37 protein-coding genes are annotated in these 24,682 nt (G+C 65.3%); 6 read left to right on the forward strand and 31 right to left on the reverse strand.

Annotated elements, in window-relative coordinates; all coding sequences use genetic code 11:
- Positions 1-32 precede the first annotated feature (32 nt).
- The 6 genes from GQS65_RS18955 (at position 33) to GQS65_RS18980 (ending at position 4,538) form a co-directional block, all read left to right on the forward strand.
- Positions 33-932: a hypothetical protein gene (locus tag GQS65_RS18955; RefSeq protein WP_158206193.1), complete on the forward strand. Its 900-nt coding sequence runs from the start codon at positions 33-35 to the stop codon at positions 930-932.
- Complete coding sequence (locus GQS65_RS18960; protein WP_158206194.1) at positions 929-1,120, forward strand: hypothetical protein; 192 nt, start codon at positions 929-931, stop codon at positions 1,118-1,120. Before GQS65_RS18955 ends, GQS65_RS18960 begins: the two co-directional genes overlap by 4 nt.
- Positions 1,120-1,380 (forward strand): hypothetical protein, encoded by a 261-nt coding sequence (locus tag GQS65_RS18965; protein ID WP_158206195.1) that lies wholly within the window; start codon positions 1,120-1,122, stop codon positions 1,378-1,380. Before GQS65_RS18960 ends, GQS65_RS18965 begins: the two co-directional genes overlap by 1 nt.
- Positions 1,377-1,625 carry a helix-turn-helix domain-containing protein gene (locus tag GQS65_RS18970; RefSeq protein WP_158206196.1) on the forward strand — a complete coding sequence of 83 codons (249 nt, stop codon included), beginning with the start codon at positions 1,377-1,379 and terminating at the stop codon, positions 1,623-1,625. The genes GQS65_RS18965 and GQS65_RS18970 overlap by 4 nt, the downstream gene beginning before the upstream one ends.
- A gap of 103 nt (positions 1,626-1,728) precedes the next feature.
- Positions 1,729-2,430 (forward strand): DUF7504 family protein, encoded by a 702-nt coding sequence (locus GQS65_RS18975; protein ID WP_158206197.1) that lies wholly within the window; start codon positions 1,729-1,731, stop codon positions 2,428-2,430.
- A gap of 20 nt (positions 2,431-2,450) precedes the next feature.
- Positions 2,451-4,538, forward strand: coding sequence for a hypothetical protein (locus GQS65_RS18980; protein WP_158206198.1), 2,088 nt, complete (start codon positions 2,451-2,453; stop codon positions 4,536-4,538).
- On the opposite strand, the gene GQS65_RS21990 is transcribed toward GQS65_RS18980, so the two are convergent.
- The 31 genes from GQS65_RS21990 to GQS65_RS19130 form a co-directional block, all read right to left on the reverse strand.
- On the reverse strand, positions 4,539-4,664 hold the full coding sequence (locus GQS65_RS21990; RefSeq protein WP_267902944.1) for a hypothetical protein: 126 nt from the start codon (positions 4,662-4,664) through the stop codon (positions 4,539-4,541).
- Between the two features lie 81 nt (positions 4,665-4,745).
- Entirely contained in the window at positions 4,746-5,084 is a 339-nt protein-coding gene (locus GQS65_RS18985; RefSeq protein WP_158206199.1) for an ArsR/SmtB family transcription factor, read from the reverse strand.
- A 348-nt stretch (positions 5,085-5,432) separates the two neighbouring features.
- The gene (locus GQS65_RS18990) at positions 5,433-5,642 is read right to left on the reverse strand and encodes a hypothetical protein (RefSeq protein WP_158206200.1); all 210 of its coding nucleotides are present in this window, start codon (positions 5,640-5,642) and stop codon (positions 5,433-5,435) included.
- Positions 5,643-5,693: 51 nt separating this feature from the next.
- Positions 5,694-6,005 carry a hypothetical protein gene (locus tag GQS65_RS18995; RefSeq protein ID WP_158206201.1) on the reverse strand — a complete coding sequence of 104 codons (312 nt, stop codon included), beginning with the start codon at positions 6,003-6,005 and terminating at the stop codon, positions 5,694-5,696.
- 54 nt (positions 6,006-6,059) lie between these two features.
- Positions 6,060-6,341: a hypothetical protein gene (locus tag GQS65_RS19000; protein WP_158206202.1), complete on the reverse strand. Its 282-nt coding sequence runs from the start codon at positions 6,339-6,341 to the stop codon at positions 6,060-6,062.
- Positions 6,334-6,588, reverse strand: coding sequence for a hypothetical protein (locus GQS65_RS19005; RefSeq protein WP_158206203.1), 255 nt, complete (start codon positions 6,586-6,588; stop codon positions 6,334-6,336). The genes GQS65_RS19000 and GQS65_RS19005 overlap by 8 nt, the downstream gene beginning before the upstream one ends.
- The gene (locus GQS65_RS19010; RefSeq protein WP_158206204.1) at positions 6,581-7,261 is read right to left on the reverse strand and encodes a hypothetical protein; all 681 of its coding nucleotides are present in this window, start codon (positions 7,259-7,261) and stop codon (positions 6,581-6,583) included. Before GQS65_RS19010 ends, GQS65_RS19005 begins: the two co-directional genes overlap by 8 nt.
- Positions 7,254-7,586, reverse strand: coding sequence for a hypothetical protein (locus GQS65_RS19015; RefSeq protein ID WP_158206205.1), 333 nt, complete (start codon positions 7,584-7,586; stop codon positions 7,254-7,256). Before GQS65_RS19015 ends, GQS65_RS19010 begins: the two co-directional genes overlap by 8 nt.
- A gap of 342 nt (positions 7,587-7,928) precedes the next feature.
- On the reverse strand, positions 7,929-8,261 hold the full coding sequence (locus GQS65_RS19020; RefSeq protein ID WP_158206206.1) for a DUF3307 domain-containing protein: 333 nt from the start codon (positions 8,259-8,261) through the stop codon (positions 7,929-7,931).
- 102 nt (positions 8,262-8,363) lie between these two features.
- Positions 8,364-8,549, reverse strand: a complete 186-nt coding sequence (locus tag GQS65_RS19025) for a hypothetical protein (RefSeq protein WP_158206207.1) — start codon at positions 8,547-8,549, stop codon at positions 8,364-8,366.
- 44 nt (positions 8,550-8,593) lie between these two features.
- Entirely contained in the window at positions 8,594-9,037 is a 444-nt protein-coding gene (locus GQS65_RS19030; protein WP_158206208.1) for a hypothetical protein, read from the reverse strand.
- Positions 9,038-9,093: 56 nt separating this feature from the next.
- Positions 9,094-9,459, reverse strand: coding sequence for a hypothetical protein (locus GQS65_RS19035; protein ID WP_158206209.1), 366 nt, complete (start codon positions 9,457-9,459; stop codon positions 9,094-9,096).
- Between the two features lie 286 nt (positions 9,460-9,745).
- Positions 9,746-10,075 carry a hypothetical protein gene (locus tag GQS65_RS19040; protein WP_158206210.1) on the reverse strand — a complete coding sequence of 110 codons (330 nt, stop codon included), beginning with the start codon at positions 10,073-10,075 and terminating at the stop codon, positions 9,746-9,748.
- Entirely contained in the window at positions 10,072-10,236 is a 165-nt protein-coding gene (locus GQS65_RS19045; RefSeq protein WP_158206211.1) for a hypothetical protein, read from the reverse strand. The genes GQS65_RS19040 and GQS65_RS19045 overlap by 4 nt, the downstream gene beginning before the upstream one ends.
- Positions 10,229-10,516 carry a hypothetical protein gene (locus GQS65_RS19050; protein WP_158206212.1) on the reverse strand — a complete coding sequence of 96 codons (288 nt, stop codon included), beginning with the start codon at positions 10,514-10,516 and terminating at the stop codon, positions 10,229-10,231. Before GQS65_RS19050 ends, GQS65_RS19045 begins: the two co-directional genes overlap by 8 nt.
- Positions 10,513-11,229, reverse strand: a complete 717-nt coding sequence (locus GQS65_RS19055) for a hypothetical protein (protein ID WP_158206213.1) — start codon at positions 11,227-11,229, stop codon at positions 10,513-10,515. The genes GQS65_RS19050 and GQS65_RS19055 overlap by 4 nt, the downstream gene beginning before the upstream one ends.
- The gene (locus tag GQS65_RS19060) at positions 11,226-11,684 is read right to left on the reverse strand and encodes a hypothetical protein (RefSeq protein WP_158206214.1); all 459 of its coding nucleotides are present in this window, start codon (positions 11,682-11,684) and stop codon (positions 11,226-11,228) included. Before GQS65_RS19060 ends, GQS65_RS19055 begins: the two co-directional genes overlap by 4 nt.
- 130 nt (positions 11,685-11,814) lie before the next feature.
- On the reverse strand, positions 11,815-13,869 hold the full coding sequence (locus GQS65_RS19065; protein WP_158206215.1) for a hypothetical protein: 2,055 nt from the start codon (positions 13,867-13,869) through the stop codon (positions 11,815-11,817).
- 128 nt (positions 13,870-13,997) lie between these two features.
- Entirely contained in the window at positions 13,998-14,165 is a 168-nt protein-coding gene (locus GQS65_RS19070) for a hypothetical protein (RefSeq protein WP_158206216.1), read from the reverse strand.
- Positions 14,166-14,240: 75 nt separating this feature from the next.
- Positions 14,241-14,486 carry a hypothetical protein gene (locus GQS65_RS19075; RefSeq protein ID WP_158206217.1) on the reverse strand — a complete coding sequence of 82 codons (246 nt, stop codon included), beginning with the start codon at positions 14,484-14,486 and terminating at the stop codon, positions 14,241-14,243.
- 91 nt (positions 14,487-14,577) lie between these two features.
- Positions 14,578-15,777 carry a right-handed parallel beta-helix repeat-containing protein gene (locus GQS65_RS19080; protein WP_158206218.1) on the reverse strand — a complete coding sequence of 400 codons (1,200 nt, stop codon included), beginning with the start codon at positions 15,775-15,777 and terminating at the stop codon, positions 14,578-14,580.
- Positions 15,774-17,927: a right-handed parallel beta-helix repeat-containing protein gene (locus GQS65_RS19085; protein ID WP_158206219.1), complete on the reverse strand. Its 2,154-nt coding sequence runs from the start codon at positions 17,925-17,927 to the stop codon at positions 15,774-15,776. The genes GQS65_RS19080 and GQS65_RS19085 overlap by 4 nt, the downstream gene beginning before the upstream one ends.
- A gap of 80 nt (positions 17,928-18,007) precedes the next feature.
- Positions 18,008-19,345 carry a hypothetical protein gene (locus GQS65_RS19090; RefSeq protein ID WP_158206220.1) on the reverse strand — a complete coding sequence of 446 codons (1,338 nt, stop codon included), beginning with the start codon at positions 19,343-19,345 and terminating at the stop codon, positions 18,008-18,010.
- Between the two features lie 2 nt (positions 19,346-19,347).
- Positions 19,348-20,802 carry a hypothetical protein gene (locus GQS65_RS19095; RefSeq protein ID WP_158206221.1) on the reverse strand — a complete coding sequence of 485 codons (1,455 nt, stop codon included), beginning with the start codon at positions 20,800-20,802 and terminating at the stop codon, positions 19,348-19,350.
- A 36-nt stretch (positions 20,803-20,838) separates the two neighbouring features.
- Positions 20,839-21,462, reverse strand: a complete 624-nt coding sequence (locus GQS65_RS19100; protein ID WP_158206222.1) for a hypothetical protein — start codon at positions 21,460-21,462, stop codon at positions 20,839-20,841.
- Positions 21,462-22,139: a hypothetical protein gene (locus tag GQS65_RS19105; protein ID WP_158206223.1), complete on the reverse strand. Its 678-nt coding sequence runs from the start codon at positions 22,137-22,139 to the stop codon at positions 21,462-21,464. Before GQS65_RS19105 ends, GQS65_RS19100 begins: the two co-directional genes overlap by 1 nt.
- 9 nt (positions 22,140-22,148) lie before the next feature.
- The gene (locus GQS65_RS19110) at positions 22,149-22,871 is read right to left on the reverse strand and encodes a hypothetical protein (protein ID WP_158206224.1); all 723 of its coding nucleotides are present in this window, start codon (positions 22,869-22,871) and stop codon (positions 22,149-22,151) included.
- Complete coding sequence (locus GQS65_RS19115; RefSeq protein WP_158206225.1) at positions 22,868-23,173, reverse strand: hypothetical protein; 306 nt, start codon at positions 23,171-23,173, stop codon at positions 22,868-22,870. Before GQS65_RS19115 ends, GQS65_RS19110 begins: the two co-directional genes overlap by 4 nt.
- Positions 23,170-23,385 (reverse strand): hypothetical protein, encoded by a 216-nt coding sequence (locus GQS65_RS19120; protein ID WP_158206226.1) that lies wholly within the window; start codon positions 23,383-23,385, stop codon positions 23,170-23,172. Before GQS65_RS19120 ends, GQS65_RS19115 begins: the two co-directional genes overlap by 4 nt.
- A 59-nt stretch (positions 23,386-23,444) precedes the next feature.
- The gene (locus GQS65_RS19125) at positions 23,445-24,275 is read right to left on the reverse strand and encodes a DNA adenine methylase (RefSeq protein WP_368280355.1); all 831 of its coding nucleotides are present in this window, start codon (positions 24,273-24,275) and stop codon (positions 23,445-23,447) included.
- Positions 24,272-24,670 carry a hypothetical protein gene (locus tag GQS65_RS19130; protein WP_158206227.1) on the reverse strand — a complete coding sequence of 133 codons (399 nt, stop codon included), beginning with the start codon at positions 24,668-24,670 and terminating at the stop codon, positions 24,272-24,274. Before GQS65_RS19130 ends, GQS65_RS19125 begins: the two co-directional genes overlap by 4 nt.
- Positions 24,671-24,682: the final 12 nt, after the last annotated feature.

Below are 24,682 nucleotides of genomic sequence, written 5' to 3' on the forward strand. Positions count from 1 at the left end.
CTACTCAAGAGGCTCCCGTCACGAGTGAACCTATGGCAACAGGCCAACCCCTTCAGAGAGACGGCGACGGGTACGACCCCGTCGTCCTGCCCGAGGCGTTCATCGAGGCGACCGACCGGAGACGCGACCAGGCACGCGCCGTGTTGCTGGTGACTCGGACCTACCAGAAGGCCGCCGATATCGCCGCACAGACGCCTTACTGCACGAAATCGATACGCAAGGTGTGTCGCCGGCTGGCGGAGACGGGCGGCCTCGACACACGCCGCGGTGAGACACCACCGACGGGCGGTCACCGACCGATGCTGTTCAGAACGAGCGCGGCCTGTCGCACCGACCGCGTCACCGAGTCGCTGTACGTCGCCGCGGATCGTCGGTGTACGCACGTCGACCCGCTGTGTCGCGGCTTTCGACAGAACGCGGTGGGGGCCTACCTCGCCACCGACGCGACCGGCGAGCGGTGTCGGTACTGTGGCCCGCGCCGTCTCGATACCGGCCCGTTCGACCACGACCGAGCGCTGTATCACATGTGGGCCGACCGAGCGACCGTCGAGTACCTCTACGTCGAGCGCAACCACTCCATCGCCACGACGGCGCGGTTACTCGGCATCGGGGCGAATCGCTGCATCCGCCGCCTCGACGCCTTCGACATTCCGCGAGCGCCGCCGGGAGACTCGCCGGAGGTTTCCAAAGCCGAGTGCGAGGCGTTTCGCGCCCGCCTCGACGACGGGGAGTCACCGCGAGCGATTGCCGCGGACTTCGAGTGGGACTCACAGACGGTCACACGCCACGGCCGACGGAACTGCGCTCACGGAACTGGCGACGGGACCGACAACTGCTGTCCGCTCTGTCAGCAACGCGCGCCGTCGCTCGCCAAGCACCTGCCGACCTGTGAGGAGCGTGAGTCGGTCGCGTCACAGGGGTGGTCGACGTGAGCGTCGCCCGCGACCTCACCGCGAGCACTCGGTCTCTCGCGTGGTTCACCGTCCTGCTCGGCAGTGGCCTCGCGCTTCTCGCCGTCGGCCTCGGCGGCCTTGGCTACCCGGTCGGGTCGACGCCCGCACTCGCGCTTTGGATCGCCGGCATGGGCGTGGCGCTCCTCGCCACGGTGGGTCGTCGCTGATGGCGGCCACGCGCCGGACGCCGAGGATAACCGACCACTCGGTGTTGCGCTATCGGATGCGGGTCGACCCGCTCGCAACTCGCCACGACGTCGAAGCCGCCCTCGCCGCTGCGACCGACCCGGTCCCGGCCTCACTCGACCACAGCGAACCCGACGAGGTGGTCCGGTGGAACGCCGCCAAACAGGTTGGATTCGCTATCGCCGTCGAAGACGCCGTCTGTAAGACGATTCTGTTGGATTTCGGTGGTGAGGGTCAGTGACCGACGTGAGCGCCGCGCAGTGTGCTCGAATCGCCACGCTCGTCGAACGGGGGTGGGCCATCCGAGAGATCGCCGCCGAAATCGGTATCAACCGCTCGACCGCTGGGAAACACATCCGACAGGAGTGTACCCACCACCAGGCACCGGGAACGACGTGTCCGGTCTGTGGCGACCGGAAGGTGAACCTGCCCCAACACCTGCCGTGTTCGGACGTCCCGGACCAGGGGGTCGAAGGTGAGGGATGATGGCGGTCTGTAGTCGCTCGGCTTGGTCACCGAGTCGAGAAGCGGTCGACGCGACCCGTATGCATAAATACTCGCCACCTGTCTACCTGCAACAAGGTTTTCCATGACCGACTCGGTGCCGAATTCGGCCCCCGCTGACGACGTTGCCCATCCCGTCGAGGAAGCGTTGCAGTCACTCCACGCGAGCGGTGGCCGCATCCTGGTGAGCGGGGCCGTCGGTGAGGACGTGTTGTGTGGACTCGCCCGCAAGCTGTTCGGCGATGGCCCTCGGCCGCGCGTGTTGGCGACGGCCGACCTGGACGCGGCGGCGGTCGACGCCTGTCTCCCCTCGTCGGTCCCGGACGACCAGACAGCCATCGTTCGCCACGGCGATGCGCGGGGGTCGGCGGCGATGCACTGTGACGGGGGTGTCGAGCGCCCGCCACCTCCATCGTGGCTGCGGGCGTTCCGAACCGATATCTACGACGGGCTGGCGGGCGTCCGTGACGGGGTTGACCCGTCGCCAAGCGAGATACGGGTGGGCGTCCTGACGCTGCGACCGTTACTCGACGACAACAGCCCGGACGAGGTGGCGAGTTTCTGCCGCCTGATTGGGTCGGAGGTGACGCTGTCTCGTGGTGTCGCCTTCTTCGGCTCGGGGCTACCGACGCCGACGGCGACGTTGGAGCCGATTCGAGACGTCGTCGATGCCGAAGTGCGCTTGCGCTGGGAGCCGGGGCTTGACACGCCCGAACAGCGCTGGGTGCTTCAAGACGGTACTACCAAGTCACAGTGGCACCCACTTGACATCACGACAGATGGTTGACGCCCCCTTCAGGTATCGAAATGCGCCCCGCTGACCGGCCGCGGGAACCAACTGCGGAGTTGGTGTGTCCCGGCGCTCGCTCGGAGCTACGGCTTCACGACGTCGCCGAGGGTGTGCGGGCGCTGCTCGGAGCGGATGGCGCGACGTCGTGTATCGAACACACGACGGCGTGGTGTCCCTACCCACTCGATTCGGGCTGGCGCGTCGATACCGGGCGGCTCTCGGTTCCCAAACCCGTCGAGGTGGTCATCCGGACGGGGGCGGGCGACCCGCTCACGCAGGTGACTCACCGCGAGCGCTTCGACGCCGAGGCAGGCGAGTACGTCCTGCAGGTCCAATCGCTGGGCATCGTCTGTTATCTCCACGTTACAGGCACGCTCACGACCGTTTTCGAGGATGGGGCGCGCATCATCCACACCTCTGCAGACCATATCGACATCGGCCTTCGCTCGCTGCACGAACGGCCCCACGCCACCGTCGAGACGAGTGCTCACCCACGCGACCTGATGCGGGCGCTCTCGTGTTTCGGGTCGGCGCTCAAAACCACCTCACCGGAGCGCTCGTGGCCCACGCTCCGTGGCTTTCCACCCGCACTCGACGTCGTCGACGCCGAGCGGCATTTCAACGCTCCCGAGGGGCTCGAACGGACCAGCCGGCCGATCCACCTCACGGTGCCCGAAGAGCGGCGGTACGTCCTGCCGGTCGCCTCACTCGCCTACTATCTCGACGCGCCCGTGACGCCCGGCGACCCGGCACTGCACGTCGGGGCAGAGTCCATCCCGATTCGCGGCCCGGTTGACGAGACGGTCGTCGACGACGTCGCCCACGCACGCTTCGAGTCGGGCTGCCGTCGCCTGCTCGAACAGGTGTTCACGCTGGACTGTCACGTCCGGAGTGCGGGGCAGTTCCCGGCCCTGCTCGCCGGTCACGACGCGGTCGCCGACCTCCTCTCGCCCGACCCGGAGACGCTGTATGCCGCCGACCGCGTCCAGCGCCTCGATGCGTATCTGGGCGTCGACTACGAGGCGCTTGCCGACACGGGGGCGATACCACAGTGGAAACTCACGGCCGACCTCGCCCCGCACGCCGAGCACGTTCCATACCTCCCGTTTGGGGTGTACGACCTCGGTCACGTCCGGACGGTCGAGTTACCGGCCGACGGCGAAGCGCGGCCGAGTCACTCGGCGAGCGGCCACGTCCCGATTGTGACGCCACCGCCCGTGGAGAGCATCGAACACGCGTGGTTGGGGCCGGGCATCCCGCTGGGGGCGTCGACGCCGACGCCAGCAGCCTGTCGTCGGCAACTCGACCCCGTGGGTGATGGCCCGGTCGAGATTGCGGTTATCGTCAACGACGAGTCGATGGCCGCCGAGCGGTCGGTGGGCGACATCTACGAGGTGCGAGACCTCCTGGCGATGGACGTCACCGTCCACGAGGGGCTGACCGTCGCGGAGACGCGAGCGGTGCTCGAAGCCGACCGGAGTCTCGTGCATTTCGTCGGGCACGTCACCGACGAGGGGCTGCAGTGTCGTGATGGGTCGTTGGATGCACGGACGCTCGACACGCTCGGTGCGCGGGCGTTCATCCTGAACGCCTGTCGGTCCTATCAACAGGGCCGGGCGCTCCTCGACGCCGGGGCCGTCGGCGGGCTGGTCACGCTGGCGTCGGTGGCGAACGACTCGGCGACGCGAATCGGCATTCAGGCCGCCCGACTGTTGACGGCTGGGTTCTCCCTGGCCGGTGCGTTAGCGGTGTTGCGCGAGACCCTGGCGACGGCGACGCAGTACTCGATTGTCGGAGACGGGAACGCGACGATTGCGACGACCGAGGGCGCAACACCACACAGCATCACGCTCACTCGCTCTGGTGATGCGTTCGACATGACGTTCTACGGATACCCGACACGAAAGTGGCCGTTAGGAACGACTCATTCACCGAATATCGGGACGAGCCCACCACGCTGTCTCAATGCAGGCCGTATCACGTCGATAACGGTCACTGCCGAGGAACTCACCGAATACTTCGGGCTGTCGGGGAACATTCCGGTCCGGTACAATGGTCAGTTAGAGTGGGCACATGACCTCGGCACCCAGCTTTCGGAGCGGTAACTACGGGCCGACGTTCCCGGTCGCACCGCCGAAACTTGGCTTGCAGTCCGAAAGCGCTGCGAGGAACAGCAGGCCGATGTACTTTGGTTCCTCACGCAGCATCGTCGAGAGTAGGCTTTCTGCCATACATACACCACGTCGCGCGTTCTCGAAAAATTTTGCTAAAGAAGTGCTGTAAGAATTGACAGAAAGAAACCAGGGTGGTGGTTACTTCGCCATGAACTCTCGGATGGCGTGGAGTTCGCGTTCTGCAGCGGTTCGGCCGGCGTGGAGTGCGAGGACGTCGAGGCGCTGGATCGTCTCGTCGACTTTGTGTGAGGTGAGTGAGTGGCGACGTTCGGAGGCAACACGCTCACAGTCGACGTGGCCCAACTCCGCCAACAGGGATAGCTGCTGTGAGACGGTCCGCGCCGAGTAGCCAGTCTGACTGGCGAGTTCGCTCACCGAGAGGCCGTCGCTGTCGGTCGTCCCCAGAAGTGCCTGAACGACCGCTGCCCGCGACTCCGGTGTGCAAAGCTGCAGCATCCCGCCCGCTTCGCTGACCATGAGAGAGCCACACACGCAACCATGTTAAAGGACCCGAAGTTGACTTCGGGCCGCACCTGCAGGCTTCTCATTTCAACGCATACTTATCAGATAACAGAAAGGTTTTAGTGAATCTCCTCGCTCTTACGAGATAGCGTGGGCTCCACGGCCGACGCAGCGCGTGACGCCTCGCGCCCTACCCCTTCAACGCCTCTCGCACCCGGCGGTGCTCGGCCGTTCATACACTCCATGTCACGATACTAACGTCGCGGGGGCAACTCCCCCCGCAGAACCGCCTTGCAATCTCGTTGTGTGGGACTACGCGTGTCGATAATCTCCGTTATCCCAGTCCGTAGGCCGACCGGCCGTCTACGACGATGGGTCTCCAACGGCGTAGCGACCGTCACGCTCGACGAGGCGGCCATCAGCGACCGCGGTGGCGATGGCATCCCGCGCGCTGTCGGGGTCGGTGATTGACCGCGAGAGGATGCGGACCAAGACGTGCTCGGCGACGGTGTCGCGTTGCTTTGTGGTCGTCTGGAGCTCGACGATGCGGACGACGCGCTCTGAAAGGGTCATAGCAGTCCAGAAGAGCTACGGGACCGTTAGTTGCCTGCTTCGAGTCTGTCGTCAGCCATCGGAAACAGGAACCTCCTCAACGGTGGTCTCGTGAATCTCGTCCTCGAACACGCGCTTTTCGTTCTCGTGGTTGTTCGCGTGCATCTCGGCGTTCTGACGGACCTGATAGCGGTTCAGTTCGTTGCGCTGAACTTCGTGCTCGAAGTCGCACATCTCCCAGCCACGGGCCTCGCAGGTGACGCGGAACTTGACGGGTTTGTCCCAGCAGTCACCACAGAGGACTTGTCCGCCGTGGTTGATGCCGTTCTCGCCGTCGAGTGGCGTTTCATCGCCGCACACGTCACACTCGTCGGTGTCGTGCAAGACACCCGTCTCGCATTGACCGCGGCCGTGTTCCGCCTCTCGCGCCCGTCTGCATCACCCGGCATGGGCGAAGTCCTCCAGACTGTACGACTGTTCGCCGACGCGCTCGTCGTACCAGAACATCGTACACCGTGGGCAGTCGAAGATGCCACGCTCGGCGGTCGTTCCGCGGGCGTTGGAGTGGCACAACGGACAGAACCCGATAGCGACGAGCGACGGCCCGACGTCGTGGGTGCCGAGCGGCCCGATGGGGAACGTGCGACCGCCGTACTTCTCCGGCGTCCAGTCGTCGGGGCCGTCGCGCCAACCCCCAGGGCCATCTGTTGGGTCAGTCACGCTTCTCTCCGACAGTCTCAAGTGGTACTTCTCTGACTCTGAACGTTGCTTTCGCTCCCATCCCGATGTGATACTCGAAGCTGTCTCGCTCGCCCAACTCATCGAACTGGGAGACGTGTTTCTCGCGCCACACGTCCGCTGCCGATTTCGACTTGAACGCTCGGAGGGGCTTGCTGCTATCGGCCCCGTACCGCACCACGACGAACACGGTCTCGTGGTTCTGTTCTGGCCTGCCTTCATCACTCATTCCAATCAGCTTCCAGATCGTGCTCACTCGCCGGTTCGGCGACACCGGTAAAATCGTCGCGTGCTTCGAGCCAGTCGAACGCCGCTTGCTCGGTGTCGAATCCGGTCGCTTTCACGCTCCCGTAGGCACCGACGGCGACCCACTCCTCGACCGGCTCGTCGTCGGGTGGTCGTCCACACTCGATGCATTCGGCGGTCGGCTCGCCGTCGGTGGTGGTGAGTCGCCACCACGCGTTTCCACAGTCACAAGCACCACCAGAGTGCATCTTCGAGAGCGGGCTGCCGGGGGCGACCGGCACGTCGAACGGGTCGACGCCGGCCACCGGCTGGATATACTCGACAGTGCCCTCTGAGTCGTCTTCGACACCCGCGACTCCCGACGGGCCGTAGTTTGCCCGCACCCTCGTCTCGCCGCCGACCTCGACGGGGCCGCCGCTCCATTCGTCCCAGAGGCCGTGATAGCGTGAGACGGTGATTGTCGCGCCGCGCTCGACGTGTTGGGTCATGTGGTTGGGAACGATGAGCGCCCCCTCACGGTCGCCGTGACTCGCCCGCAACTGCGTGTAGTGGGTGGCCGCCGCGCCCTCCAGACGGCTCGGTTGGAACTGCGGGACGAGTTCGTATTCGTCGCCGGGTTGTTCGACTCGAAACTGTGGGGTTGTGGTGTCACTCATCGACAGGGGTTGCGTAGTCTGGCAACACGCCGTGTCGGCGTGCTTCCGTATCACTCATCGTCACGAGCGCGTCTGCATCCAAGACAGCCCCAGCAGGCACCCCGACGACGAGCGGGTCGCCGTGCTCGTCAACGCCGGTGGCGTCGAGCACGCAGAGATAGTCGTACTCTCGCTCGTCAAGCGTATCGCCTTCCGGCCCGCCGACGCCATAGGTCACCGCTACCAGATTGACGTGGTCTGTGCCGGTGGTTTCTAACTGCGTGCGTATCCTCTTATCACGGCCTGGATTCGACTGTGACCACCACGGTTCGCTGTCGCTTGCCATACCGTCACTCGCCACGAAGCGCTCTTGAGTAGAGGGTCGTGGGATGCTCCCCTGAAGGGGTGGGAGGTGGGCAGCCGCCCGATGCCTGTGTGGGCATCTGGAGTGGACACACGGGACTGTATAATCGGTTCTCGTGTCCGTTCCGATTCTTCCGATACTCGCTCGATTGCCGTCAGAGGGGTGCTGGAAGGCGACACCGAGCGATAGAATCGGAAAAGCACACGTTCCGATAGTCAGTCCGAGTGGTCCATCCCCACACACCACTCTCCCCGGGAGGGGTGTCAACGCTCGCCCCACGGTGAAACTACCTCGGTGCAGGACAACAGTGTCACTCCGGGGCCGTCACTCGCCGTAGACGGCCGCCGAGAGTGTCGCCAATGCGACGACGTGTAGTGTCTGGTCGACTGCGAGCGGGTAGGCCTCGAAGCCGTCTTTCGGGCCGGCCCAGCGCCGCGTGTCGATGCCGTAATGTGTCGTGACTACTGCCGCGACGAACAGCGGGAGTCGGCGGTCGACCCCTTTCGTGAGCGCGACAGCGAGCGCGGTCGTCACGGCATGGACTGCGACGTGGTCGAGGCGCACGCCCCAGTCGTCGAGTTTCTCTGCGGCCATCCGGTCGCTTTGAAGTGGGAAATCGGCGAGCAGGTGAGCGGCGAGCAGCGAGAGGTCACTCATCGGCGTTCCTCGCGGGGCACAGCGGCGAATGGTGGCGGCGCTTCACTCGGTCGCCGTAGGCTTTGGTCGCCCCGCAGAGCGGGACGCACTTTGAGTGGTCAGTCATCGGACCAGCACCGTTTTTTCGCAGGTCGTACATGTCCACAGCACTGTGATGTTGTCTCCGCGCATGTCGAAGCGCTCGCCGCAGTCGAGACAGTGAGTATTCGTCTCGGCCGGGTCGTATCGGTCCGGATCGTAACGGAACCCCTCGTCCTCACCGATACACTCTGTGAGGTTGTCACCCATCGCCATCCTCGCGGCGGCTAAGTGATGTTATCTCGTCTTGTAGGTCAGTCATCGCCACTCTCCGGTAGAACGAACACGTCGTCGTGGTATTCGAGGACGAGCTGCGATTCGTACATCCCGAAACGTGTCCGCACCTCATCAGCACCTTCGGAGTCGGCAAGCCGGGCCGCGCGGTCTTCGATGATGTGCCGAGGGGTGCCAATGTCATATTCGAGCACGACATCCAGTCCGTGTGACTTGGATGTGATGTGTCCTGTCTCAGCATTCTCTTCGTCAACGAGGTCGCACATCCGGTCGAATTTCTCACCAACTCGGTCGATGCGCACCGCTTCCTCAGCAGTTCGCTCGCACTGGTGGGTTTCGGGGTTGGCGACTTCCGACAACGAAAGTGGGGCGCGGCACGTGTTACACGCAGGAACGCCCGTTCCATCCCACTCTCCGGATATGACGCGGTCGTCCTCGCCGGAGGGGTCATCATCGTCACTCATGGCACCACACTCCGGCCTGTCCTCTGTTGATAAACGGCTTCATCTCGCCCCGTGGGTCAGTCATCGCCACTCGCCCCCGGATGGCGCTCATCTTTCGGAATCGGCCACTCATCGTTTCTCCCCTCCGGGTATGCCTGCTCATAGTCGATGCCGAACAGAACGCCAAGCTGGAAGATAGTCAACCACGGCGTCTCTCGCCACTGGTCAAACTCGGCCCCCTCGAACGCTTCAGGATTCTCCCACAACCGCATCCAGTGGTCATGCAGCTCGCCCCACGGGATGTTGTCTCGGTTCGGATGATAGCGGTCGAGTAGACGGTCTTTCTTCCCCCGCTCCATGCGGGCGAGTTTAGCCATGAATAGCGTGTTGCTCATGCTCGACATCCTGCCCTTCATCGCAGCAGGGTGGAACCCGTTACTCATGGCACCACTCCGCGGTCTGCTTTCTGCCGATAACCGGCCCTATCGCCGTTCGTAGCATACTCATCGGCCCCTCCAGTCTCCGCAGAACCCACAGACTCGCTGTGGGCTGTCGGTGTTGTTTCGCACGTTCATAACGTCCAAGACGCGGACGGCAGCCGATCCGCACGTGTCGCACGGCGATGGGTGGACTCCGGCGACGACATGAAAGCCCCCGACCGCGTCGCTCGCCGTCTCGCAGGCCTGAGAGAGCTTCCCGAGCGCCGCTGTCGGGAGTTCACAGGTGGCGTCACTCATCGCCACGCTCACCTCCAAACAGTCGCATCTGGGCGTTCAGGTCTTCGGCGAACGTCGCAACGGCGGATTCGGCGTTTTCGTAGGCGACGCGTCGGAAGGCTTCGACAGCGAGCGTGAGTCGCTGTTCTGGGCCGATGACGTCGTAGGCATCACAGACACGCGCAATGTCTCTGAGCAACCCCTGCTCGATGCGACGGGCCTCAGAGGAGCCGTCTTCTGCAGCCTCGTACTGAGTGATGCTGTTCTGGATGGCCGCCTTCATCGTCTTGACCGCCTCTTCTGAAAAGTCGGTGCCGGCTGTCTGGGTCTGGTCGTCACTCATCGTCGCCCCCCGATGCGTCGGTGGCGCGGGATGGGCTGGGTCTCCAACGAAGCATCGCAGTCCCCACAGACGAAGTGGCGAACCATCTTCGGCTCGCTGAACGGGTCGGGCTGAAACTCCGCGACATTCGTGATGACGTTCTCGATAGCGCAGTCACTCATCGTCAATCAACCCCAGTGTCGCTATCTCGGTGGCCATCGCCATCCGGTTGAGTGCATCGCCGAATCGGACGACCGCCGTCTTCGTGTGACCGGCCTCCAGCGCATCGGCCGCTTCGTTCAGTTTCTCGGCCGCATCGTCGGCGTGCCACGCCGGGTTATCTCCGAGCCAGTTCTTTCCGGACCCGTGCTCGTCGAGTTTCTCTCGAAACCGCTCGTCGGCGTGGTCGATCACGAGTTCCCGCGCCGCCCAGGGATAGTCTGGGTGCGTCTCCTCGGTCATCGGTCACCACCCGACCGGGACCGCCACGCGTGGGCGTAGTCCGCGATGGCTCTACTCCCCAATCCGCTGACTGGCTGTAGGCCGTCCGGTGTGGCGATGCGGCTGCCCATCGCCTCCTCGGAGAGCCACCGCTTGCTCACTGGCCCCACTGACTCCCACACGTCATCCGAGACCGCGTTCGGTTGTGTGATGTCTTCAGTCACCGACGTGGCCACAGAGCCCTCAGAGGGCGCTCCTTCGCCTCGGCAGGACTCGGCTGCCAGTCCCATCGTCTCGCGGTCGTTGACGTTGCTCGCTATCGTCGCCAGGTCTTCGGGGCGCAGTTTCGAGTCAGGGTCTGCAGCGAGTTTCTGGATGTCGTCGAGGAGCTGCATCGGTGGGCGCTCGCGCAACTCCTCGCTGACCTGTTTCGGCCCGTCGCTGGGGTGGTCTTCGAGCCGGAGCCACTGCTCGATGACACCGGCGTCGTCGTGGACGTACGTGTGTGCGAACCCCACCGTTTCGGCTGCCTTCCAGAGGTCGTCTTCGACGCGGTCCCAATCGACACTGCCGCCCGCGTCTTCGACCGCCAGCGCCCGCTCGATTGACCACAGCGCAGCGACGGCAGGAATCGTGTTGTTCAGGGCGCTGTGGACCTGTGTCTGCAATGCCTCGCGCGGTGACATGGTGGTGGCTTTCTCGCGCGCTTCGTCGGGGAACTGACGGCGATTCACGCCACCACCTGCTCGGTCTCGTCACAGGCGTCTCGGCCACGGTGGTCGTCGTACGCGCCGTAGGCCTCACCACGCGTCTCGAAATCCGTCCGGCACGATGCGCCACAGGGGCACACCCAGCGGTAGACGTCGTCGGTGATTTCCACGACACCCTCTTGACCGGCGAGGTACAGCGCCTCGACGTGCTTGCGTCGCGCGCGCTCGTCGCGGAGTTCGTCGTAGGTGTCGAACAACTGCTCGCGTGTGTTCTTGGCGCGCTCGGTGAGTCGCGTGACCTCCTGTTCTAACTCGGCGATGCGCTCACGGAGTTTCGCTTCGGGCGACGCGCCATCGAAGTGTTGTTCGTGGCCACCCGGGCAGTAAAACGGGTCACCGGTCCGCTTGAGCCGCTGTACGAGTGCGTCGTCCATCAGGAACGTCCCACAGTTGCTGTGGGCGCAGGTGAGTCGTGCCATACGACTCTACCGTCTCGCCACCTCCTCTTGAGTAGGGGTCGACGACCGGCCAGCGTCGCCACTGTACGTTCAGATAGCACACCGGAGTTCCGCTGAAAAAGGAGTCTCGCAGGGTCGTCGTCGACGTCGGTCAGCCGAACAGCGCCGTGAGCCGGCGGCGAAGCCACCCGTCGGCTTCGATATCGTCGAGTCGGGCCTCGGCCTCGTCGAGGTCGGCCTGCAACTCACTGCGAGCCGTCTTGGCGGCGGTGAGCGCCTCGCTCTGGGCGTCGACGCGCGCGGTGAGGTCTTGGACAGTCGCTTCGAGAGCGGCGACTCGCTCGGGGCTGACGCCCGTCGTGTCGTCGGCTCCATCGCCGGCCGGTGGCTCGGTCTCCTCTTCTTCGCCCCCTGCGTCACCGTCACCGTCACCGTCGCGCTCGTCGCCATCAGAGTCCCCGCCAGAGTCCCCGCCAGAGTCCCCGCCAGAGCCGTCGGGTGTGTCTCCCGAATCGTCGCGCTCGAAATCGGCTGGGGAGTAGCCCCACGACTCGGCGAGAGCTTCGTAGTCGGGCGTGCTCATCGGGGAGACCTCGCCGAGTGAGTCGCCCCCGACCGTCACGACCACGCCGTCGCCACGGGTCGGGGCGGTCGAACAGTTCCCCGGCGAACTCACCACACGCCAGGTGTGGGTCTCTCTCGGTGCGAGAATCCCGCCCCCGCCGTCGTCGTCCTTGTGTGAGCGGACCCCCCCGGCCTCTGAGACCGAGTCGGGAGGCGTCACCCCGTCGGCGCGAAACGAGTAGAAGGCGGTGCTGTCGGTGTCGTTGGTGAACGTGAGGTCCATGGGCGTGTCTATCGTCTCCTCGCTGTCGTCGCCGTCGCCGCTGTCCGTCCCCCCGTCGGTCCGCACCACGCCACGAGAGTCACCGATGTCCACGCCCTGTGGGGCGTTCGGCATGGCTACATCGACGGCCTCCAACCGCGACTCGTGGCGATTTTCGAGGACGATACCCGCCCGGCCGTCGCCATCACCGTCGCCGCTGACGGTCACGTTCCGCAGGTCGACGTTCCACGCATCGTCGGGGGGCGGCGTGTGATTCGACAGGCGCTGGTCGGCGGGGTCTCGACACCAGATGGCCGGGAGGCCGTCGACGTCGACGACCACGACCGTGTCGTGAATCTCGACGTCGCCGTCGGAGTTGTTGATGCAGATGGCCGCCTGCCCGCGGTCGCTATAGACCGAGCGAATCTCGACGGTACAGCCGTAGATGCCGCCGCCGGACTTCCCGAACTGGGCGCTGGAGAAGTAGACGCCGTTGACGCCCGTCGGTTGGTCCTCCTCGATAGGACCGCCTTTGTTCGTGTCGTCGAACGGCTTGCGGTGGGCGTTGTAGACCTCCCGAACCGCCTCGGGTATCTCTGAGGCGAGCAGGTTGTCGGGGTGTGCGTTCTCCCAGTCCATCACCACGGTGCAGTCGTGCAGTTCCGACCCGGCGGCCGACCGGATGACCGCCATGTCGTTGTGCTCGAACTCGCAATCCTCAAAGCGGATCGTGCCGGGGTGCTTCCCGGTGTAGAGCCCGCCGTCACCGCCCTGGTTGGCGACGTGGCATTCCCGGAACGTCAGATGCCCCTCGTGACGGTTGAACACACCCCCGCCGCCGTCCGAGGAGCCGTGCCCGACGTAGATGGAGGGGCCGGTCTTCCGCCAGCGCTCGATAGTCCCCTCACCGCCGGGCTCGCCGATGAGCGGCATGAGCGACCACCGGCAGAACGGTTCCGCGCCCGACCGGCCCAGGTGGTCGACGTCGTGGACTTCGATGCCGTCCCGAGCGCGAAGCGCGTTGCCGATGTCCCCGCCGGTCCAGGAGTCGCCGTTGTCGAACGCGAGGTTCTCGACGAGAATGCCCTCGCTGTCGAACGAACTGTTGATGAACCGCGTGGAGGGGCCATCCGACCGGACGACGACGTCCGCCGGGTCGTCGCCCGTGCCGCGAATCCCCCAGCGTCGAAGCGTCCCGTCGACGGGGCCGTGTTTGGACCCCGAGCCCTCGAAGACGTACTCGCCGGGCGGGACCTCGATGAGCAGGCCGTCGTCGGTCGGAACATCGATTGGCTCGTCACCGTCGGGCGACCAACCGAGGTCGTCGACGGCGTGGACGGTGCGGTCGAACTGGATACCGTGTCTGGTGTCTGGAGTCATGGGTAGCTGGTAGCACTGGCGGGGTCGGGCCGGACGCCCCCGCCGAAGGGGCTCTTGTGTGGCCGTGTGGGTTCCAATCGGCCCTCGCTATCTCACGACGGGCCGGCGGCGCTCTTGAGCAGTGGGTGTCAAACGCCCCACATGGCGTCGCCGTAGCCACCCTGACCGACACCAGAGTCCGGCAGTGACCCGGCGGTCAGTGAGATATCGGTCTCGGTCGAGACGTCGAGGACGAGTGTTTCGAGGACGGTGCCGTCGCTATCGGTCGCGGTAATCGTGATTTGCTCGGAAGCCATGGCTGAGGGGTGCGGAGGTCGTCAACGGCTGTCTGTAAACCCAGGAGGCACCGGCCACCGGAGACGGCAAGCGCGCTACCTCTGTTCGGAAAGCGGTTCGAGACTCGCGTGGACACGGGTCTCCTCGCACTGACACGACCCGGTGTGCTCGTCGAACCCCGTGTGGACGTCGAGGATGTCGACGCGAGCGTAGGAGTGGCACTCCTCACACCACGTCTCTGCAAAGAGGTTGAGGGCGTCTCCAGAGGACTGGGAGGACTCTGCCCCGTCCGTTGCCCCGAGCACCTGTGCGACCCTCCGGATAGCGTCCCGAACTGGCATTGGATTATACATTGCAGTTCGATTGTATTAAGCACTGCCTGGAGACTGATTAGCGTCCGCCCGGCCTCGTCAGCACCGATGGCGGCAACGGTCAACTCCACCCGGACCCGTCGTTCGTCTTCACGCTCGCACTCACCCACGCGCTGGTGGTCGCGTCGTAGAGCCTGACCGTCGGGAACTCTTTCGCGCCGATCTCTGGGGCGCTTCCCACGAACGTCTCGTCGAACGCAGTCCCGGCGTCGATGGCCGGACTCCCCGCCGAGAGCGTGAGAAACGTCGCCGGGTCGGTCGGGACGCCGCTAGCATCAACCGAGGTGTCGGCGAACAGCGGGTCGCCGATGGACTCGGTCCACGAGTTCGTATTTTCGGTGACCGTCGAGGGGTTCGAGTACGAAAACGCCGACGCGTTGTTCCACGCGAGCGTGTTCGACACCTCGTGACCGACGTCGCTGTAGAGTTCGACGCCGTTCCCGGTGTTGTTCCAGACGGTGCAGTTCCGGATCGTGACCGGAAGGTAGGTCCGTCCGTTGCCCGTCGGCATGTTGTCGCCGATGCCGTATCCCGGATTCCGGTAGGCAAGACACTGCTCGACAGTGTTGTTCCCAGAGCCATCCTCACCACCGAGTTTGTAGCCGTTCCCGTCGCCGCCGATGCCGTTGTCGTGTGCTCGACAGGCGCGGAGGGTGACGTTCGACGCCTCGAACAGGTCGAACCCGTCGTCGCCGTTTCCGTAGGCCGCACAGCCCTCGAACAGGACGTCACTCGCTCCGGACGTCGCCTGAAACCCGTCGGCGTTCCCGGCGTCCTCGGTGTTGTCGTAGCTCGTGCAGTTGCGGACGGTCGTCCCGGCCGAGGAAATGACGTAGAAGCCGGGAATCGCACAGTCGTGAGCGACGCAGTCCTCGACGACCATGTCGGTGCCCGTCCGGCAGAGAAACCCGACGTACGGGCTGTTCCGAACCGTGATTCCCGAGACCGTCCAGTAGTCCTCGCGGACGTCGAGACCGCCATCAGCGAAGGAGTTGAAGTCACCGCCCGTGTCGCCGCCGAAATCCAGAATCGGTGTTTCGCCGTCGACGTTCGTGAACGTACAGCGATTCGAGGCGGTCCCGTTCTGGTTGTTGATGTTCTGGGTACCGGCCGCGTCGTAGCTGTAGACGCCGCCAAACGCCAGTAGACGGTCACCAGCAGTGAGTTGCTGGTGTGCGTGGGTGACCGTGAACCACGGGTTGCTCGCCGACCCGTCGCCCGCCGAGTCGTCGCCAGCCGGGCCGATGTAGTAGTCCGTCACGGTCCATTCACCCAGACGAGGTCGTCGTCAGCGGGGGCGGTCGCGCCCTTGTAGACCGGCGAGACCGGGAACCACGACCCGCCGCGGTAGGCGTAGTTGACGCCGTCGACGGTATCACGCACCTGCAAGCCCTCGAAGCCCTCGCCGAGCCAGTCGCCCGTCTCGTCGGGCGGGCCGGCGGTCAGCCCCCAGTCGTTGACGACCGCCCGCGTGCCGACGTTGACGCCACTCGGGAACGAACAGCCACGGTAGGTGTTGTCCGTCCCGTTGCCGTTGTGGTCGAGGGAGAAAAACGAGTTGTCGCGGAACACCACGTCGGTGAACCGGCAGTTCGTCACCGGGCCGTTGAACTTGATGCCCTCGCGGCCGTTGTCGTGGATGATGACGTTCTGAAACACCGAATCCTTGACGTGGCCCATCTTGACGCCCTCGTTCGTGTTCGCGCCGATGGCGACGTTCACCATCTGGAGGTCTTCGATGACCGCTCCGGGCGCTCCGTTGATGCGGACGCCGAGATTCCCGTTGACGTTGCTCCAGAGGTTCAGGAAATACAGCTGCTTGGGCGCGACGCCGACAGATTTGATGTTGAGGCCGTGGTTGTTGTCGATTCCGTCGATGACGACGTTCTGGAACCACGCCTGATCCCAGTTGGTCAGTTCGAGGCCGAAGTTCGGCGGGCCGATGATCTTGAGGTTGACGAACTTGTTCCCGCCGTGCTGGCCGGTGACCGGTCCCTGCGTCCGGTCCATCTTCAGCCCCCCACCGTTCCCGGTTCCGGGGTCGGACCAAAACGTGAGATTCGTGAACGAGTTGTCCTGAACGGAGTCGGTGATGAGCATGTCCTGCACGCGGCAGAACAGCGTCGTGAGGTTGTGGAAGTTGCTTCGCTCCGTGCTGTGTGAGTTGACAGTCGTGCGAAGCCGGAATCCTGTCGCGTAGTTTCGGACCCGGACGCCGGTGACCTGGCAGTCCCGCCACGAGTCACACGCCACGGCCGCCGAGTCGCCCGTCGTGACGGCGTTCTTATCGTGGACGACGAGGTTCTCGACGGTGACGTTGTCGACTTGGTCTGCGTGGAAGAGGTGGCCGTCGTTCTGCGGGACGAGGACGGCGTTGTTCCCGCGGATAGTCACGCCTGACGTGAGCGTGATGGGATTGTCGACGGTGTGTTCTCCGGCCGGCAACTCGACCGTCTCGGAGGTGCCTTCGATGCGACTCGCTATCCCACTCGTTCGTGGATACTGAAGGTCGTTGACCGACGACGGTGTGATTGCGTCGTCGTCGACACTCGCGGAGACGGTGACCGTCGCGGTCCCGTCACCGTCGTCGGCGACCGCTACGTCCGCTGCATCGGTCGCCGCGAACGTCGCTTCTGACGGCCCGCTCACGGTCGTCGTGCCGTCGCTCAGGTCGACCCGCGTGTCCGACGTGCCTCCCGAGGGCGGTGCTTCCCACGCGACGCCACCCGTCCCGTCGGCGGTCGGAAGTTCCCCGTCGGCCGCCGCGCCGGAGACGAAGTCCGTGACGTCCGTCGCCCCTTCGGCCGCGAGCGTCCCACGACTGTCCGAGACGAGTGTGTTCGGCGCTCTGACGCCATTCGTGTCGAGTTCCAAGAGGGTGGTATTACTCGCTTGGTCTTCGACACGGAGGGTGTTACCTTGGATATAGAGCGAGTCGTAGGTGTTATCGCCGGTGAAATAAATCCCTTCGACGTTCCGGAGGAAGCTATCGGAAATGTCGAGGTCGCCCGAGAGGGTGATAGCGCCCGCCTGTTCGACCGCGGTGACGACGTCCGAATCGGACAGTTGTGTCGCGGCGAGTTTCCCCGCCTGAACGCTCAGATTCGGTCCCACGAGCGACGTGACGGTTGCGCCGCTGGTGAGCGGGCCGTCGAGTGAGGTGGCGGTGAGGGCGTCGATAGTCGCGGCGTCGACGCCACTGGTGAGTAGCGAGACGACAGCCGCGGTGAACTCCTCGGAGGTGCGACTGTTCGATTGCAGCGTCGCAATCTGTGTCGCAATCCGGTCGAAGTTGTGGTTGAGCGGGCGGTGCCACGCGTTGTCGAACGTCCCCTGTGTGGGCAACAGGATATCGTCGTCACGAGCGGCACGGGGCGTCTCGGGGAAGTTCTCGGGGTTGAACGTTGTCATGAAGGGACAGGAACGGCACTAGTCGGCGGGCTGTGCGAGCACGGCGGCGTGGGCGTGAGTCTGCGCGTCGACGGCCGGCGTCAGGCGAGCGCCCAGTCGGCGAAGAAAAACGTCGCGTCGGTCGTCGCGGTGTTCTGTGCGCCACCGAGACCGACGCCAGCGTTGCCGGCGAGCGCACTCGGGACGCTCACCGTCACGTCGACGACCGACCCGAGGACCGAGCGGTCGGTGGCGACCCGGTCGAGCGAGAGCCTGACGTCATCACCAGCGACGGTTCGGTCACTCCGGAGTCGATACCACTGGTCGCCGGAGAGGCCGGGTGCGGCCCCGTCGTCGCTGTCGAACTCGACACTGGGTGTGCCGGTGACGCTGGTCAACACGCGCAGGCGGTCCTCGCCATAGCGCGTCTCGAAGCGGAGGTAATCGTCACCGCCCGCCGCCGCGTAGTAGACGTCCTGGCGACCTTGGAGTTGGTCGGCCCGGAGGTAGATATCCGCCACCGTCCCGTCGGGGTGGTAGTTGGGGAGCGTGTGGCGCTGGTCGGTCACCGCTCCATCGGGCCGGCTGAACACCTGTGAAAAACCCGTCCCGGCGGGGTTGGCGAGGACGAACGCCTGCCCGAGCGTCGGCGGCGCACTCGAACAGCGGAACTGCCGGCGGTTGTCTGCCGACCCGAAGGCGAAGAGGTCGGCGTGCTCGAAGCTGTGAATTTCGGCCGGGCCGGCATGGTGTCGGAGCGGGTCGAACGCTGGGGCGAAGGCGGTGTGGTCGCCAATCTGTGGGTCGTCCCAGAAACAGCCGTTGCCGCCCGACTGGACGAACGCGAGGCCGCCGTCGCGCAACCGCGTGTCCCCAGCGTCGATGTAGTCGGTGACGAGCGGTTCGTGAGCCTGGTTCTGGACTTCGAGCAGCCAGTCGCCCGTCGGGTCGCTATCGCCATCACGCGGGTCGCCCGCGGGCGGGTCCCACGTCAGGTAGATGTGCCCCCAGTTGCCGGCGTCCGCCGGGAAGTTGGCCACCCCCGACGCATCACGGAGTGTCGACCGCGAGCCGTCGTTGTGGAACAGGGCGTAGCCCCCCGAGCCACCACGCGGGTAGAGCACGAGGTGATAGCGGGTGAGCAACGACCCGTCGCGCAGGCCAAAATAGACGTTGACGCCATCGCCCGACAGCTTCTCGTAGGCGACGTGGACCGTCGTTCCCGGCTCGAAATCCCGTTCGAGCGACCCGGCGTAGGCTGCGAGTTCTTCTTGGGAGTACTGCGACCCGTCGAACCCCGCGCCGAACTGCCCGTCGGACTCGGGCAGGGCGTGATTCGTGGAGGTGTACGCCGAGTCGACGCGGTCGAACATCCCCAACCCGTTCTCGAAGCCCTGTGCGAGCAGCGTCGCGCCGGCGTCGATGACCGTCCAGAACACGGTCAGTCCTCCCAGACGGTGAATCGAACGCGGGGGTCCTGTGCGGTGCCCTGTTCGACGATTTCGATATCGTGACTCCCGGCGGAGTTATCCCAGATGAGTCGCGCCCCGACCGTGCAGTCACCCGACACCGACGAGCCGTCGATTTCGAGGTCGACGTTCAGCCTGCTGTTCGCCGACCCGGTGGTGATGCGCCCCGAGCCACCCGAGAGTGTCACCGACCCCGTCATGAGGACGGTCCCGGACCGATAGGTCTCACTCGCGTGTTGGCGGGTCTCGACCCGCTCGTTGGCCTCCTTGAGTGTCGTGAAATCCGCCCCCGTCGCGTTACTGATACGCCCGACGATGTCGTTGTTGGCGTAGACCTGTAACTCGCCGTCGGTCGTCGAATCCAGGCCGGTGTCGTTATCGCCGACGGCCACGCCGATTTGGGCCGGGCCGCCACCGAAGCCGTGCGTGTCGATGAAGATACCGTCGTCGAACGTCTCGCCGACGTCCGTCCGGGCGTAGTTCCCCGGCTGGATGCCGCCAAGTCGCACCGCGTCGTCCGCGAGGTCGGCCTGGTCGACGATGCCGTCGCCGTCAGTGTCGATATCGTTACCCTTGACCGTCGCTGCATCGACGTCACTCGCCAGCCGGGCGCTCGGGACGACGCCCGCCGAGTGGTCGTAGACCGTGTTTCCGGCCCCGTCGACGACGTCGCCGGCGGTCGTCAGCCCGTTCTGGAACGTCCACGCGCCGGTGATTGTTTCGTTCTCCTCGACGGCGGCGTAGTAACTGGGTGGATCCCCACCGAGCGTGTCCGCATCCGAGAGGTCAGCGCCACCCGAGGAGTCGAAGACGAGTGCGCCGGCCTGGTTGATGGCGAAATCCCCGTCGACGAAACTCCGTAGGGAGACGCCGTCGGTCATGCCGCCGACGATCTCTTTGAGGTTCAGGATCGCCCCGCGCGAGTGGAGCGTGACGTCGGCCGCACTCGTCGCCGTCGCGGTGTCGACACTCCCGATTTTCAGCGCGGGCTGGTTCGGGACGGGGTCGGTGGCGACGTCCCGAGCGATGAGTCGGACTTCGTCGTTACCCGTCAACGGCAGGTGGACCCAGAGTTCGTTCTGCGTGTTGGCTTCGAGCGGCACCGACGGTTGGGCAGGGATGCGAACCGGGTAGGAGACGTCCTGTCGGGTTCGGCCGGCCTTGGCGGCGAAGGCACTCGGGGCGTCGATAGCGGCCGCTCCGCGCGTGATGTCGACAGTCGGCGGTGTCGACGCGCCGTCGTAGTTCTCGAAGGTGAGGCCGAAACTGACCCGATTCGAGAGGCCATAGGCGCGGAAGGCCTGCCCGAAGTTGGCCGCGTCGTCGGTGTCGGGTGGGTCCTTACTTCGGTCGGAGAGCGAAATCCCCGAGTTCGTCCCGGCGTCCTCGAACAGTGCGGTCGCTCCGGTGGCTTTCGTCGATTGCATGATGTGTGAGTGAGTCGTCAACAGGCGATGCGCCGGCTAGCGAACGTCGAGACGCGTCAGGGCTGCCGTACCGTCACCGAGCAGCGTCGTCCGGGCGGGCGTCGAGTAGCGCTGGTCGGTGGCCGTTCCCTGTGCGGTGCCGTCGACGCGGAGCGTGAACGCGCCCGTGGGCGTCCGCTCGACGCTGACCGACCGACCACTCGTGTTCGAGCCGGTGTCGCTCACGAGCGGCGTCAGGCCCGCCTCGACGCCGGCCGTGTCGTCACGGGCGAGCGTGACCGTGTCGGGGGTCACGCGGAGTGCGTAGCCCTGTCCGGTGGGTGTCTCGAAGAATCGCCAAGTGAACGCCCCCGACACGGCGGCGGTGTCGAGCGTCCACGCCCCCTGCGTGAGGACACACGGCGTCGACAGGCCGGTCGCACTCCTCAACACCACCTCGCCGGCCGGCGCGTCCGGGAGTGGGCGGCCGGCGACACGCCCCCACGTCGGATAGGCCTGGGCGGTGAGGTAACTCGCCGGTTCGTTCTCGTAGGGGGCGTCCAAGAACAGGCCCCGGTAGGACCGCGCGCGGTCGGTCAGGCGCTCGTCGGCGAAATCGTCGAACAGGTGAAACGGCTGGTCGTCGAGGCCGACCGCGCCGCCGAGCGTCCGGGCGGGCATTAGCGAACCTCCACGCGAGTGACGCGCTGGCGAGCACCGCTCGCACCAGCGAAGCGCAGGCCACAGACGCCGGGGCGGACCGGGCCGACGGTCGCCGCCGGCACGCTCCCCTGCTGGATGCCGTTGACGGCGAGGCTGACCCGCCCGTCGGGGTGGCGACGCACCCGATAGACGTGTGGGGCGCTTCGAGTCGCGGACCACCCACCGTCGATAACCGACTCGCCACCCGCCCGGAGCGCGCAGGTCTGGTCGCCACTGACGAGGAGGTCGAGGCGGTCCGTGTCGTCGTCAGTCGTGTCACGGTCGGGCCGAGGATGGCGGGCGAGGACGTCCATCGCCACGCTCGCACTCGGCGTCGGCGTCCGAGGCCACTGGACCGTCAGTCGCCACTCCCCAATCGTCTGGTTGGCCGCCGTCGCCAGGCCCAGCGATGCGCCATCGTGAGTCAGGCCCCCCGCGTCGACGAGCGGGTCGCCCTCGAAGACGGCCCACTCCGGACGCGCACGGGCGGCGAGGACGCGCCCGGCGACGGCGTCGTGTGCGCCGTCGAGACACTGTTGGTGGCCTGCCGTCGCGGAGGCTCGGTCACGATTACGATACCGCCCGTCGCCCCAGTCCTCCCGGAGGTGGTAGGGGGCGAGCGTGTCACCACGAAAGTCGAATGGGCCGGCTGGCATGGGTGTAGATTAGCTCTGGTAGGGGTTCTGTGTGTTCACGAAGAGATTCGACGTCTGTTTCTCGACCGTGTTCGCCCCACCCGGCGGGGCATCGGACCCCAAGCGTATCTCGCGGGGATTCGACGGTAGCCACGGGTCAACCACGTCGCCTTGCGCGCCCGTTTTGTCGGTGGCGACCGTCCAGTGGCCGGTGCTGTCCCGGATGATGCGACACTCCGCGAAGACGGCGATAGAGTTCCACGAATACTGCCACTCCCCACGCAGGATGACGTCCTCGCTCCCGTCGGCGTAGCGCTTGCGGAGCGTGAGGTCGAACTCCGTATCGCCGCGTAACTGAATCGCCTCGCCCGTCGCCGGGTCGTGGACGAGGTCGACGAACCAGTACTGGTCGACGCCCGTCACCTCCTCGTACCGGAAGTTGAGGAGCCATTCACCAGTGGTGACCGTCGAGGAGAGCGCGACTTCGTGACGGCCGGCCTCGCCGCCAGGGCCGTAGACGAGTCGCCCGTTCGTGAAGACGTCCTGTGCTTCGACGGTCCCGTCGACGACGCGGTAGTCGGGTTGGAACGCCCCGCGCAGGCGGACGCCGGCCTGTTCTTCCGGGGCGAAGTGGTCGTGAAACGTCTGTGGTGAGCGATTCGTCAGCGCGTAGTCGTCGAAATCGTCGTCGATGTAGTAGTCCTCGGGGTCGAGGTCGGACTCGCCCGTCCCGGCGAAGGGCCGAGCGGTCATTGGTGACACCCACAGGCACAGTCGCTGCAGTGTTCTATCTCACCGTCGCGGACGAAGATGTGGAAGCCATCCTCGTCCCAGTCGAGTTTCAGCGACGGGGCGAGCGTGATGTCTCCGAGTGGCTCGTCGGGGTTCGTCCAGTGCCACGTCGTATTGCCATCGGCCGTCCGTCGGTCGGCCTCCTGTCCATCGGCGACGAAAGGCCATGACGCATAGTCACAGTCGCGCTCGGGGTTCCGGAGGCGAAGATTGCCGTACTCGCCGGTGGTGTTCGATGCTTCGAAGTCTATCTGGACAGTCACCGAAGGTCACCTCGGACGCGGTGGGGGTTGTCCTCGGGGTCGCTATGGAGGACGACGTCGACGGCTGGCATTCCCTCCTCGGCGTCGAACCCGACGGTGAGGGGCTCGCCACGCTGCAGGTCGCGCAGGCGCTCGTCGGTCAGGTTGACGTGCAACACGTAGGTGGTCTCGGGGTCGTACTCGTCACTCTCGTCGGATGTATCGTCGGGCATGATTGAGACGGGCGGCTGGTCGAACGGCTAGACAATCGTGGACAACGTATCGTTTCGGCTCACTGAGAACCGACCTCCGCGAGTGTCCGCTGACTGTCGTCGACGAAGCGTGGGTGTCGTTCTGGGTCGAAGTTCATCAGGAGTCGTTCGGTGACTTGCTTGGCGTCTTGGTGCCCCTCGTGGTGGCTTTCGCGAGTCTCCTCCAACCAGCCGACGTAGCCGTCGGGTCGGTCGGTGTAGCTCACGAGCGCGTAGCCCTCGATGCCCCGGAGGGCGGCGGCGAGGTCGCCGTGTTCGAAGTCTCGCACCCGGTAGCTGTTCTCACTCCCGAGGTACGGCGGGTCGCAGTAGAACACCGTCTCGGGGGTGTCGTAGCGGGCAATCATCTCGGCGAAGTCGCCGCTCTGAATCGAAACGCCCTGCATACGGTCGGCGATAGCGTCGATCTTCGCGTCGACGTTCTGCCAGCGGAACGACGACCCGCGTTTCTTCCGCGGGTAGTCGCGCTTGAACCCGGCGACGTGGTCGGCCTTCCCCGAGTGTTGGGTGAACCGGAGGAACAGCCAGATACCGGCCCGTTCAACGTCGTCGTCCGGTCGCTCTCCGCGGTAGTACGCGGGTGCCCAGCGGTTGAACAACTCCTCAGAGAACGGCGTCCTGCGACACCACTCTTTGAGGTCGTCGGGGCGCTCACGTGCCACGTCGAAGAACTGGACGATGTCGCCGTCGAGGTCGTTGTAGACCTCGATGTGCGACCGTGGCTTGTTGAACAGCACCGCCGCAGAGCCGCCGAACGGCTCACACCACGTCGTATGTTCGGGGACGTGGTCGAGAATCCACTCGACGTGCGCGGCCTTTCCGCCCGGCCACGGGAACGGCGAGAAACTCACTGTTCTGCCTCCTGTTCACTGCCGAACGAGCGCAGGGTCGTCCCCCGTGGCTCCGGTTCGGTCTTGATTTCGCCCCGGTCGGTGAACGAAAACCCGTATTCGCGGTGTGCGTAGATGTGAACCATGTCTGCGGCGTTCTCAGCGGTGAACGTCTTCGACTCGGTTACGTCGTCTTGCACTTGGCACTTCTTCGAGTAGTCAAAGCACCAAAACACCAGTTCGCTGTCCTCTACGGTCGCGTACATCGGGTTCGGATTTGACTCGATTCGTAGCGCCCGCTCCGGGTTGTCGGCAAGCGATTGAAGCGCACCTATTGCCCGCCAGTGTGGGTCTATCGACGCCGGTTCAATCTCCGACTCGTGCAACACCTCCTGCGACTGCGTTTCGTCTACCATACCACGACTCCC

Source organism: Halomarina oriensis, from assembly GCF_009791395.1.
Lineage (GTDB): Archaea > Halobacteriota > Halobacteria > Halobacteriales > Haloarculaceae > Halomarina > Halomarina oriensis.